This is a genomic window from Dactylosporangium sp. NPDC005555 (assembly GCF_040605635.1).
GTDB lineage: Bacteria > Actinomycetota > Actinomycetes > Mycobacteriales > Micromonosporaceae > Dactylosporangium.
This window is the reverse complement of sequence record NZ_JBEXDG010000083.1, coordinates 1-12,340: the sequence shown is the minus strand read 5'-3', so window position 1 is coordinate 12,340 and position 12,340 is coordinate 1. Positions and strand designations below refer to the sequence as shown.

Annotated in this window: 11 protein-coding genes; 9 read left to right on the top strand and 2 right to left on the bottom strand. The window is 73.3% G+C overall.

All coding sequences use genetic code 11. The features are described 5' to 3' along the window. Positions 1 to 14: 14 nt before the first annotated feature. Genes ABZS58_RS46740 through ABZS58_RS46725 form a run of 4 tightly spaced genes read left to right on the top strand, consistent with a single transcriptional unit; the run spans position 15 to position 5,815 of the window. Positions 15 to 836 carry a hypothetical protein gene (locus tag ABZS58_RS46740; protein ID WP_354790840.1) on the top strand — a complete coding sequence of 274 codons (822 nt, stop codon included), beginning with the start codon at positions 15 to 17 and terminating at the stop codon, positions 834 to 836. 13 nt (positions 837 to 849) lie between these two features. Further along, positions 850 to 1,707 carry an alpha/beta hydrolase gene (locus ABZS58_RS46735; RefSeq protein ID WP_354790839.1) on the top strand — a complete coding sequence of 286 codons (858 nt, stop codon included), beginning with the start codon at positions 850 to 852 and terminating at the stop codon, positions 1,705 to 1,707. 23 nt (positions 1,708 to 1,730) lie between these two features. Continuing rightward, on the top strand, positions 1,731 to 3,758 hold the full coding sequence (locus ABZS58_RS46730) for a cell wall-binding repeat-containing protein (protein WP_354790838.1): 2,028 nt from the start codon (positions 1,731 to 1,733) through the stop codon (positions 3,756 to 3,758). Between the two features lie 38 nt (positions 3,759 to 3,796). Beyond that, positions 3,797 to 5,815 carry a cell wall-binding repeat-containing protein gene (locus ABZS58_RS46725; RefSeq protein WP_354790836.1) on the top strand — a complete coding sequence of 673 codons (2,019 nt, stop codon included), beginning with the start codon at positions 3,797 to 3,799 and terminating at the stop codon, positions 5,813 to 5,815. Between the two features lie 4 nt (positions 5,816 to 5,819). Here the strand turns inward: ABZS58_RS46725 and ABZS58_RS46720 are convergent, their stop codons facing one another. Further along, positions 5,820 to 6,563 (bottom strand): SDR family oxidoreductase, encoded by a 744-nt coding sequence (locus tag ABZS58_RS46720; protein WP_354790834.1) that lies wholly within the window; start codon positions 6,561 to 6,563, stop codon positions 5,820 to 5,822. Positions 6,564 to 6,572: 9 nt separating this feature from the next. Next, positions 6,573 to 7,832, bottom strand: a complete 1,260-nt coding sequence (locus ABZS58_RS46715; RefSeq protein WP_354790832.1) for an HDOD domain-containing protein — start codon at positions 7,830 to 7,832, stop codon at positions 6,573 to 6,575. Between the two features lie 126 nt (positions 7,833 to 7,958). On the opposite strand from ABZS58_RS46715, the gene ABZS58_RS46710 reads away from it, so the two are divergent. The 5 genes from ABZS58_RS46710 (at position 7,959) to ABZS58_RS46690 (ending at position 12,090) form a co-directional block, all read left to right on the top strand. Then, a complete protein-coding gene (locus ABZS58_RS46710; protein ID WP_354790862.1) occupies positions 7,959 to 8,873 on the top strand; it encodes an anti-sigma factor RsbA family regulatory protein in 915 nt (304 codons plus the stop codon). 89 nt (positions 8,874 to 8,962) lie between these two features. Further along, positions 8,963 to 10,171 carry an inorganic phosphate transporter gene (locus ABZS58_RS46705; RefSeq protein ID WP_354790831.1) on the top strand — a complete coding sequence of 403 codons (1,209 nt, stop codon included), beginning with the start codon at positions 8,963 to 8,965 and terminating at the stop codon, positions 10,169 to 10,171. Positions 10,172 to 10,184: 13 nt separating this feature from the next. Then, a complete protein-coding gene (locus tag ABZS58_RS46700; protein WP_354790830.1) occupies positions 10,185 to 10,475 on the top strand; it encodes a hypothetical protein in 291 nt (96 codons plus the stop codon). 9 nt (positions 10,476 to 10,484) lie between these two features. Next, a complete protein-coding gene (locus ABZS58_RS46695; protein WP_354790828.1) occupies positions 10,485 to 10,802 on the top strand; it encodes a DUF3349 domain-containing protein in 318 nt (105 codons plus the stop codon). A gap of 43 nt (positions 10,803 to 10,845) precedes the next feature. Next, a complete protein-coding gene (locus ABZS58_RS46690; protein WP_354790827.1) occupies positions 10,846 to 12,090 on the top strand; it encodes a phytase in 1,245 nt (414 codons plus the stop codon). The last annotated feature ends 250 nt before the right edge of the window (positions 12,091 to 12,340 follow it).

Below are 12,340 nucleotides of genomic sequence, written 5' to 3'. Positions count from 1 at the left end.
AACGAGGAGGCACGATGTCTCACCGTTCCCGCCTTGCCGCGCTGTGCGCCGCCACCGCCATCAGCGCCGTCCTGCTCGCCCCCGCCCGGCCGGCCGCCGCCGCCGACGTGTGGGACGCGCCCGGCCCGTACGCCACCGCCGTGCAGATCGGTGCCGTCAACACCCTCTACTACCCGCGCGACATCGCCACCAGCCCCCGCCGCCACCCGGTGATCGTGTGGGGCAACGGCACCGGCGCGGCCCCGCTCGTCTACCGTGACCTGCTGCTGTACTGGGCGAGTCACGGCTTCATCGTCTCCGCCGCGAACACGCCCGCCTCCAACCTCGGCATCTCGATGCGGCTGGGCATCGACGCCCTCGCCCAGGCCGACACCGACCCCGGCAGCGTCTTCCGCGGCAAGGTCGACCTCGCCCACATCGGCGCGTCCGGGCACTCGCAGGGCGGCGCGGCGGCGATCGTCGTCGGCGCCGACCCGCGCATCGACGCGATCCTGCCGATCCAGCCGGGCCCCCTGGCGGACATCGACGACGTGCACGTGCCGGCGCTGCTGCTCGCCGGGCAGTACGACAGCATCGTCTTCCCGTTCCTGGTGAAGGCGTTCTACAACGACGCGACGCACATCCCGGCGATCTACGCCGAGGTGCGCGGCGCCGACCACTTCACCGTCGTCGGCGACCCGGGGCCGTTCGCCGCGCCGACGACCGCCTGGTTCCGGTTCCAGCTCATGGGCGACACGGCGGCCCGAGCCGAGTTCTACGGTCCGTCCTGCGGCGTGTGTACGGACACCCGCACCTGGTCCGACGTGCGCCGCAACGCCCTCGTACCGAAATCCTGAAAGGACTCCATCAGTGGACAGCGTTCAGATCTCCACGCCGGACGGCCCGCTGCACGCCCTGCGGTCCGGTGACGGCGGCGGGCCGGTCGTGCTCGCCGCCCACGGCATCACCGCTTCGGCGATGTCGTTCGCGGCGGTCGCCCGCGCCCTGCCCGCCGGGTGGACGCTGCTCGCGCTGGACCTGCGCGGCCGGGGACGCAGCAACGGGCTCCCCGGCCCGTACGGCATGGACCGGCACGCCGACGACCTCGCGAGGGCCGCACGGCAGGTCGGCCGCCCGGTCGTGCTCGCCGGGCAGTCGATGGGCGCCTACGCCGCGCTGCGGGCCGCCGCGCGGGAGCCCGGCCTGTACACCCGCCTCGTCCTCATCGACGGCGGCCTTCCGCTGCCCGTGCCGGCCGGCGCCGACCCCGACGCGGTCCTGGAGGCGACCCTCGGCCCGGCGATCACCCGGCTGCGGATGACGTTCCCGACCGAGGACGCCTACGTCGACGTGTTCCGCCACCACCCGGCGCTCGCCGCGGACTGGAGCGACGACCTCGACGCGTACGCCCGCTACGACGCGACCGGCGAGCCCGGGGAGATCCGGTCCCGGGTCGCCCCGGACGCCGTCGCCGCCGACGGCCGCGACCTCATCGTCGGCGCCGCCACGTCCGGCGACGACCTGCGCGGCCTGCGGCTGCCCGCCGACCTGCTGTACGCGCCGCGCGGGATGTTCGGCCAGGAACCCGGCATGCTGCCGCAGCCGCTGGTCGAGCACTGGACGGCGCAGACCGCGCTGCGTGCCGAGCTGGTCCCGGACTGCAACCACTACACGATCCTCACCGACCCGGCCGCCGCGGCCGCGATCGTGCGGGTCCTCACGAGCTGACCGCTGCCTCTACACTCCTCGCGATGACCGCCGCCGCACGGGGAGACAGCATGTCGTTCGGGCTCACACGCAGGTCCGCGATCCTGGCGGCGGTGACCGGGGCGACCGCGGTCGCCGTTCCCGGCCTGGTGCCGGGGCAGCGGAAGGCGCACGCGTCGCTGCCCGGCAGCCGGGGCGCGATCACGTTCCTGCGCGGCACGCAGGTCTGGATCGCGGACGCCGACGGCGGCGGCGCGCGGCTGCTCGTGGAGAACGCGGGCTACGGATCCGGTAGCTGGTCGCCGGACGGCAGCCGGTTCGTCTACTCGACCGGCCACGCGATCGAGTCGGTCCGCCAGGACGGCAGCGACCGGGTCGTCGTCTACCAGCGCGCCGCCGGCAACGTCACCGGCCCCGAGTTCACCCCCGACGGCGGGTACGTCATCTTCTGCGACACCGGGAAGCTGTACGTCACGGCGGCGGCGACCGACCACGGCACCGCCGACGCCCCGGTGTACGCCAGCCCCGACGGGTCCTTCGCCGAGCAGGTCACCGTCTCCGTCGACGGCACGGTCGCGTTCCAGCGGGACTACGCACTGGACGGTGTGATCCGCCGGGTCGACGGCGTCGGCACCGCCACGACGATCATCACCGGCGGCGCGTGCGAGCCGGACTTCTCCCCGGACGGCACGAAGCTCGCGTTCACCCGCGTGACCGGCGGCAACGGCGCCCCGATCGTCCAGCAGGTGTGGATCGCCGACGCGGACGGCACCGACCAGGTCCAGCTGACGACCGTGTCCAACGCCGGCTTCTCCAACGGCAACCCCGCCTGGACCGCGGACGGCGGCGCCGTCGTGTTCACCAGCCGCGCGGGCGCCAACCGCTTCCTCAAGCGGATCGACGTCGTCACGAGGCAGATCGACCCGCTGGCCGACAACGCGTCCGACGCGACCTGCCAGCCGGTCAACGCCAACCACGTCGAGCGGGTCTGGGGCGCGACCGCGCTCGGCACCGCCGTGGCCACGTCCCGGTACAACTGGGCCGACCACGGGGTCGACGACGGCGTCCGCGCACCCGCGCAGGCTGTCGTGCTGTCCCGCGACGACACGTATCTCGACGCACTCGGCGGGTCCGCTCTGGCTGTGGCGAAGCAGGGCCCGCTGCTGATCACGCCCACCGGGAAGCTGCACGCCGACATCCAGGCCGAGATCCAGCGGATCCTGGGCGGCTCCGGCACGGTGTACCTGCTGGGTGGCACCGTCGCGCTGTCCGCGAACGTGGAGACCAAGCTCAAGTCGCTCGGCTACTCCGTCGTGCGCCTGTGGGGCCAGGACGAGTATGCGACGGCGGTCGCCGTGGCGAAGGCGGTCGCGCCGAAGCCGTCCGCGGTGATCCTGGCGACGTCGCTGAAGTATTACGACGCGCTCGCCGCGGGTGCCGCCGCGGGCGCGAACCCGGGCACGGTCGTCGTGCTCACCGCCGGCGACGCCATGCCCGCGGCGTCGGCCGCCTATCTCAACGCGGTCGACCCGGACCGGGTTGACGTCGTCGCGGTCGGTGGGCCGGCCGTGCGGGCGCTGGGCAACGCCGTGCTGCCGTCGTGGCCCGACGACGCGGAGTTCTTCCCCGTGTTCGGCGCCACGGAGTTCGAGACCGCGGTCGCCGTCGCCGACTTCTTCTTCACCGGCCCGCTGACCGCGGCGGTGGCGACCGCCACGACGTGGTTCGACGCGCTCACCGGCGGGGCGATGATCGGTGCCAACGGAGGTCCGCTGCTGCTGTCGGCGCCGGGCACGCTGAGCGAGCCGACCCGTGCGTACTTCTCCCGCAACGCCGGCACCGTCACCTACGGGGTGCTGCTCGGCGGCCCCCTCGCGCTGAAGGACGCGCTCATCGCGCCGCTCGGCAACGCGATCGCCGTGCGTGACCAGTACGACGTCACCCAGTACACCGAAACCTTCACCGTCGCGAAGACCCTGCGCCGCAGCACACAGCGCCGCCGCGGCGCGCCCGGCAGGCCCGGCACCAAGGTTCTCACCGGCAGCCGGGTGCCCTTACACTCCACGCCGTGATCACCGCGGCGGTGGTCGGCGGCCAACGGGGAGACAGCATGTCGTTCGGGCTCACACGCAGATCCGCGATCCTCGCAGCGGTCACCGGGGCGACCGCCGCCGCGGTCCCCGGGGTCGTGCCCGGGCAGCGTAAGGCGCACGCGTCGCTGCCCGGCAGCGGAGGATCGATCACGTTCCGGCGCGACTCCCAGATCTTCATCGCCAACGCCGACGGCACCGGCGAGCGGACCCTCGTGGACTACGCGCCGCAGTCGAGGGGCTCCGGCGAGTGGTCGCCCGACGGCAGTCGGTTCGTGTACTCGTCGGGTTCGGCCATCGAGTCCGTGCGGCAGGACGGCAGCGACCGGGTCGTCATCGCGGGACCGTCGACCGGCACCCTGGAGGAGCCCACCTACACCCCCGACGGCGCGTTCGTCATCTTCAGCGACTGGTTCCGGCTGCGCATCGCCCCGGCCGGCGGTGGCGGCGGCGGCGAAGAGGGCGAGATCCTGTTCGGCGGACCGTCCGACACGCATCGGAGCGAGCCCGCGGTCTCCGCCGCCGGCACGGTCGTGTTCCAGGAGGGCCAGGGCGAGCAGAGCGTCATCCGGCGGCTCGAGAGCAACGGCACCGCCACCACGATCATCACCGGTGGCGTGTGGGAGCCGGACTTCTCCCCGGACGGCACGAAGCTCGCCTACAGCCGCTCCACCGGCGGCATGGACGGCGTCCCGCGCGTCGTGCAGATCTGGACGGCGAACGCCGACGGGTCCGGCAAGGTGCAGGTGACGACCGAGGCCACCGACGGCGACACCAACACCAACCCCACCTGGACAACCGACGGCACCGCCGTCCTGTTCAGCTGCCGGGTGAACGGCGTGCCGCACGTCAAGCGGATCGACGTCGCCACGAAGAAGATCACCACGATCGTCGTGAATGGCTACCAGGCGACGTGCCAGCCGGTCAACGCCAACCACGTCGAGCGGGTCTGGGGCGCGACCGCGCTGGGCACGGCGGTGGCCACGTCCCGCTACAACTGGGCCGACCACGGGGCCGACGACGGTGTCCGGGCGCAGTCGCAGGCGGTCGTGCTGTCCCGCGACGACACGTACCTCGACGCGCTCGGCGGCTCCGCCCTCGCGGTGGCGAAGCAGGGCCCGCTGCTGATCACGCCCACCGGGAAGCTGCACGCCGACACCCAGGCCGAGATGCAGCGGATCCTCGGCGGGACCGGCACGGTGTACCTGCTCGGCGGCACCGTCGCGCTGTCCGCGAAGGTCGAGGCGTCGGTGCAGGCCCTCGGGTACACGGTCGTGCGGCTGTGGGGGCAGGACGAGTACGCGACCGCCGTCGCGGTGGCGAAGGCGATCACCACCAAGCCGTCCGCGGTGATCCTGGCGACGTCGCTGAAGTACTACGACGCGCTCGCCGCCGGCGCCGCCGCGGGCGCGAACCCGGGCACCGTCGTGGTCCTCACCGCCGGCGACGCCATGCCGGCGGCCACCGCCGCGTATCTGAACGCCCTCGACCCCGCCGCTGTCGACATGATCGCCGTCGGCGGCCCGGCCGTCCGGGCGCTGGAGAATGCCGGTGCCCGTAACCAGCTGCCGTCGTGGCCGGAGGACGCGGGGTACTACCCGGTGTACGGCGCGACCGAGTTCGAGACCGCGGTCGCCGTCGCCGAGTTCTTCTTCACCGGGCTGCGCACCGCGGCCGTCGCCACCGCGACGACGTGGTTCGACGCGCTCACCGGCGGTGCGATGATCGGCGCGAACGGCGGCCCGCTGCTGCTGTCGGCGCCGGGCACGCTGAGCGAGCCGACCCGCGCGTACTTCTCCCGCAACTCGTCCACCATCACCTACGGCGTCCTGCTCGGCGGCCCCCTGGCGCTGAAGGACAGCCTCATCGAACCGCTCGGCAACGCGATCTCGGTGCCGGGTGCGGTCGGCTACGAGCAGTACACCGAGACCTTCACCGTCCCGAAGACGCTGCGCCGCTCCGCGCAGCACCAGCGCGCCGCCAGCACCGGCAGGCCCGGCGCCGTCCCCGGCACCCAGGGCCGCCCCACCAGGCTCTGAGCGGTCAGATGGTGTGGCCGCCGTTGACGGTGACGCGTTCGCCGGTGACGAAGGCGGCCTCGTCCGACAGCAGCCAGCGGACCGCGCCGGCGACGTCGTCAGGGCGGCCGATGCGGCGCAGCGGCACCTCGGCGGCGTACGCCTGCACCGCTGACGCGGGGACGTCCGCGTGCCGTTCGACGGGGACCCAGCCGGGGGCGACGACGTTGACGGTGACGCCGTGCGGGCCGAGCTCCCGGGCCCAGGTGCGGGCCAGGCCGATCTGGGCGGCCTTCGCGGCGACGTACGCCGACCAGCCCGGCAGCGCCCGGTCGGTCATGTCGGAGCCGACCAGCACGACCCGTCCGCGGCCGGCGGCGCGCATCGCGGGCAGCGCCGCCCGGACGAGCAGCGTCGGGCTCTTCACGAAGAACAGCAGCTGGCCGAGGTGGTCGTCCCAGGTGAGGTCCTCGACGGCGACCTCCGGCTGCGGGCCGGTCGCGTTGGCGACGAGCGCGGTGACCGGGCCGAGCTGCTCGGTGACCGCCGCGACCAGCGCCGCGACGGAGGCCTCGTCGGTGACGTCGGCCTCGAACACGGCGGCGGTCCCGCCCGCGGCGCGGATGCCGTCGGCGACCTCGCGGGCCGCGCCGGCGCCGTTGCGGTAGTTGACCGCGACGGTCCAGCCGTCCGCGGCCAGGGTCCGCGCGATCGTCGCGCCCAGCCCACGGGACGCGCCCGTCACCAGTACCACACCTGCCGCCGCCACCGCGTGAACCTACACCTCGGCGGTGAGCTCGGCGAGGGTGGCGTTGGTGGCGCGGACGGCGGACAGGTAGGCCAGGGCTATCTCGGCGGTGTCGACCGTCGGCTGGGCCGGCGGCGCGCCGGTGGGGGGCATCTCCGAGGACGGGGTCATGTACGCGCGGGCGGCGGCCAGCACGTCGCCGAGCGGTCCGGTGCCGGTCGTGAGGGCCTCGACGAGCAGGTCGTCCAGCGGCAGGTCGTGCAGCATCCGGTCGGCGGGCTCGTCGAAGAGGTCGGCGAGCGCCGACAGCAGGCCGCCGATGTAGGCGACGTCGGCGGGGACGCCCGCGGACGCGGCGAGGAACTGGCAGAACCTGGCCCGCACGAGGACGTCGCTGAGCTGCTCGGGGTCGGACTCGGTGAGGTCGGTGACGAGCATCAGCGTGACCCACTGGCGGATGCGGTTGAGGCCGAGGACGACGACGGTGTCGCGGACCGAGGAGACGGTGCGGTTGAGGCCGACGGCGGCGGAGTTGGTGGCGCGCAGCAGCCGCAGGGTCAGCGCCGCGTCCTGGCCGACGAGGCCGGCGATCTCGTCGATGTCGGCGTCGTCGGCGGTGAGGGCCTGCAGCATCCGCAGCCGGGTCAGCCGGGCGGGGGCGAGCGCGACGGTCGAGTTGACGTGCGGGCGGCCGAGGATGTCGCCCTGGAAGAGTTCGAAGCCGATGGCGAACGCGAGCCGCAGCGACTCGGGTGTCTCCAGGCGCTCCGCGACCAGGCGGAGGTGGCCGTGCCGGCGGCACTCGGCGACGGCGGCGCGGACCTCGGGTTCGGAGGCGTGCAGCAGGTCGATCTTCACGTAGGTGGCGAGGGGCAGCAGCGGCTCGTGACCGCCGCCGAGCGTGAAGTCGTCCAGGGCGATCGTGTACCCCTGCTCGACCAGTGCGGTGACGCCGGCGATGACCTCGTCGTCGACGGTGGTCGTCTCCAGGATCTCCAGGACGGCCTGGCTGCCGTCGAACGGCAGCGGCAGGGCGCCGGTGAGGAAGTCCCTGGTCAGGTTGATGAAGCAGTCCCGGTCGCCGGACAGCTCCCGCAGCCCGAACTCGGTGAACGCCGCGACCAGCACGCGGGCGGTGGCGTAGGAGTCGCTGCGGTCGGCGCCGGTGGCGGTCGCCCTGGCCCGGAACAGCAGTTCGTCGGCGACGACGACACCGTTGCGGTCGTAGATCGGCTGCCGGGCGACGTGCACGACGTGATCGCTGCCGGGTGCCTCCGCTTGCTCCTTCACCAAGCCATGATCGCCCGAAAACCAGGTCGAATAGTGCGGAATGGCATATATGCCCTCGCCGGTTGCGGGTTGTGGCCAAGGTACGGTGGAGGCCGGACGGGCTGGACCTGGGAGGGGCGGGTGCGCATGCCGGACGCCCTGACCCATGACGTCTTCTTCTACGACACCGACGACCGCTTCGCCGACGTGCTCACGCCGTTCGTCCGTGACGGGCTGCGCCGCGGGCACGCCGTCGCCGCCGCCGTCACCGAGGCCAACGCGGGCCTGCTGCGCGACGCGCTCGGCCCGGACGCCGCCGCGGTGACGTTCTTCGACCGCGACGCCTGGTATCGGCGGCCCGCGAGCTCCATCGCCGGCGTGCGGCGGTTCCTGACCGACGCGGCCGACGGCGGGCACGACGAGGTCCGGATCATCGGCGAGGTCGGGTTCGGCCCGCCGGCGCGGCACGTGACCTGGGCGCGCTACGAGTCGGCGCTCAACGCGGTGCTCGCCGACGCGCCGGCCTGGCTCGTCTGCCCGTACGACACGCGGGTGCTGCCGCACGCGGTGCTCGCCGGTGCCCGCAGCACCCATCCCGGCGGCGACACGTATCGGCCGCCGGCGGAGTTCCTCGACGCGGTGCCGGAGCCGGTCCCGCCGGTCGACGGCCCGCCCGCCGCCGCGACGGTCCTCACCGACAACGCCGCCACCGCCCGCCACCTGGTCCGCGCGGTCGCCGACGCGCACGGCTGGGCCGGCACCGACCAGCTCGACGAGCTGCTGCTGGTCACCGGCGAGATCGCGGCCAACGCCGTGCTGTATGGCGGCGTCCGCCGCGAGCTGCTCGTCTGGGTCACGGCCGAGGGCCTGGTCTGCGAGGTCGGCGACGACGGCCCGGGCCCCGCCGACCTGCTCGCCGGCTACCGGCCGCCGGACGAGCGGCTGCTCGGCGGCCGCGGCATGTGGATCGCCCAGCAGCTGTCGGACGCGTTCGCCGTCAGCCACCAGGACGGCTGGACCCGCGTGCGCTACACCCTCGCCCACCCGGGCACACCCGGATAGGTGACGGCGCGGGAAACGAGCGGCGAAATCCCGCGTGAGCAGGTCCGCAGCGGTGGTGGGGCAGCGCCGGCGGGGTGACGATCCATTCCGTGACCGAAACCACTGTGGTCCTCGTCCTGGTGATCGTCACGGCGCTCGGGTTCGACTTCACGAACGGGTTCCACGACACCGCCAACGCGATGGCGACATCCATCGCCACCAAGGCGCTGCGGCCGAAGGTCGCCGTGCTCCTCTCCGGCATCCTCAACCTGGTGGGTGCGTTCCTGTCCGTCGAGGTCGCACTGACCGTCAGCAACGCGGTTGTGAAGATCCAGAACTCCAACGGCACCCCGAAACCGGACCTCGTCGCCGACGGTGGTGCGGCGTTGCTCCTGATCGTCCTCGCGGGTCTGGTCGGCGGCATCGTGTGGAACCTGGTGACCTGGCTGCTCGGCCTGCCGTCGAGCTCCTCGCACGCGCTGTTCGGCGGGCTCATCGGTGCCTCGGTCGCCGGGCTCGGCTGGGCGGGCGTCAACTGGAACGGGGACGGCAGCAAGCTCGACGGCGTGATCGGCAAGGTGATCCTGCCGGCGGTCATGTCTCCGGTGATCGCGGGCGTCGTCGCGGCCGCCGGCACCTGGCTGATCTACCGGATCACGGCCGGCGTCGCGGAACGCTTCACCGACAACGGCTTCCGCTGGGGCCAGATCGGCAGCGCCTCCCTGGTCTCGCTCGCCCATGGCACCAACGACGCGCAGAAGACCATGGGGGTCATCACCCTGGCGCTGATCGCGACCGGCGACTGGACCGACACGAAGAACATCCCGCTCTGGGTCAAGGCCGCCTGCGCGGTGGCGATCGCGCTCGGCACCTACCTGGGCGGCTGGCGGATCATCCGGACCCTCGGCAAGGGGCTCGTCGAGATCTCCCCGCCGCAGGGCCTCGCCGCCGAGTCCGCCTCCGCGGCGGTGATCCTGACCTCCAGCCACCTGGGTTTCGCGCTGTCCACGACGCACGTCGTCACCGGCTCGATCCTCGGCAGCGGCGTCGGGCGCCCCGGCGCACTGGTCCGCTGGGCCGTCGCCGGGCGCATGGTGGCCGCGTGGCTGATCACGCTGCCGGCCGCCGCGATCGTCGGCGCGCTCATGTGGTGGATCGGCGACGGCATCGGCGGTCTCGCCGGCGCGGTCGTCATCTTCGTGCTGCTGCTCGCCGCGGCCGCGTCCATGTACCTGCGCTCGCGCAAGGCGCCGGTCGACCACACCAACGTCAACGACGACTGGGACGCCCGGCGCGAGCTCGCCGACGCGGACCGCTGAGAGGCGGCGGGAGATGCACAACCTCGGATTCGCGCTCGAGGCGGCCTGGAAGGTCCTGCTGGCGGGGCTGATCCTCGGCGCCGGCCTGCCGGCCCTGTTCGCGCTCGGCGTCAGGTCCCTCGCGTACGGCGGCGGCGCCGGCGAAGGCGACTCGGAACGCCACCCGATCGGCACGGCCGGCGGGTACCTCTGCTTCGCGATCGTGCTGCTCGGCGTCGTGCTCGGCATCACGTTCATCGTCGCGTCGGGCTTCGGCAAGGCGATCAGCTTCGAGCACGGCTACCCGACGATCAGCACCAGGTGAGGAGACCCCGTGGGTGAGCTCCGCTCCAACTTCCTGACCCGCACCGTGGAGTGGCTGCGGGCGGGCTACCCGTCCGGCGTGCCCCGCCAGGACTACGTGGCGCTGCTCGGGCTGCTGCGCCGCAAGCTGACCGACGACGAGATCCACCAGATCGCCCAGGCGCTCGCCGACGAGTCGCAGCGCACCACCGACCCGATCGGCACCGCCGACATCGAGAACATGATCAACGACTCGGTGCTGCAGACGGCGTCCGCCGAGGACGTCTCCCGCGTGTCGGCCCGCCTGGCCGCCGGCGGCTGGCCACTGGCGGATCCACCGGCCGACTGAGCGCGTTCACCTGACGGATCGAAACGCATCGTAGCTTCGGCGGATGCGACGACTTCTGCTGGTCACCGCGGCCGCGGTGCCGCTGCTCCTGGCGCCCGCGGCCGCTCAAGCGGCACCCACGACGGCACCCACGACACGGACCGTCACCCCGGTCGTGGAGACCCCGCCCCTGTACGACGACGAGGCCGGCGGCGACGCCGACGCCGACGACCCGGCCATCTGGGTCAACGAGCGCGACCGCGGCGCCAGCCGGGTCATCGCCACGGCCAAGAACGGCGGTCTTCGCGTGTACGACCTCGCGGGCCGCGAGCGGCAGGCGATCGCCACCGCGCCGGACGGCCGCTTCAACAACGTCGACCTGGTCCTGGGCTTCCGGCTCGGCGGCCGCACCGTGGACCTGGCCGTCGTCACCGACCGGGGCCGCGACCAGCTGCGCTTCTACCGCATCGACCCGGTCACCGGCCTGCTCACCGACGTGACCGCGGCGGGCGTGCCGTTCGCGTTCAGCGCCGACCAGGCGCAGGTCGACGAGCAGCGCACCGCCTACGGGCTGGCCACGTACCGGGACTTCGACGGCACCTCCTACGCCGTGGTCAGCCGCCGCAGCACCAGCGACGTCGGGCTGTTCGAGCTCGTCGCCGCCGGGGACAAGGTCACCTACCGGCGGGCGGACCGACTGACCCTGCCGTCGACGTTCCGGCTGCCCGACGGTTCGGCCTGGTCGCCGTGCGCGGACCCCGGCGACGGCCCCCAGGTCGAGGGCAGCGTCGTGGACCCGGCGACCCGGGTCGCGTACCTGGCGCAGGAGACCGTCGGCCTGTGGCGGATCCCGGTGTGGGGCGGCCGCTTCCACGGAGCGCCGCAGCCGGTGGAACGCACCCGCGAGTTCGGCGTCCCGGCCCGCTTCGACGAGGCCGAGGACGACTGCGTCGTCGACTACGCCGCCGACCCCGGCTACGGCGGCCGGATCGCCGCGGACGTCGAGGGCCTCACGATCCTGCGCACCGGCACGCTCACCGGCACCCTGATCGTGTCCAGCCAGGGCGACGACACGTTCTACACCTACGACCGGCTGACGCTGCGTCCCACCGGCCACTTCGCGGTCGTCGACGGCGCCCGCGCCGACGGCTCCCAGGCGTGCGACGGCGCGGCCGTGACCGCCACCGCGTTGCCCGGCTTCCCGGGCGGCCTGCTGGTCGTGCACGACGGCGAGAACACCCCGGTTGCCGGCGACCGGGAGAGCACCAACTTCAAGTTCCTCGACGCGGGCTTCCTGCGCCGCCGCTGACAATGCGTCTGCCGGCGAAACGGCGGCATTCCGTCAGAAGGGGGCCGGCCCTGTAGGGCCGGCCCCCTTGCTGCACATACCGCGATCAGCCGGTGAAGGTCGCCGTGATCTGGGTGAACTGCCAGTTGTTCTGGGCGATGCCGCTGCAGTTGGAGACGACGCCGCCGCCGGGGCAGGGGCGGTCGCGGTTGACGGACCAGAAGGCGAGCCGGGCGAGGTGCTTGGACTGTGCCCAGTCGCGGATCTGCTG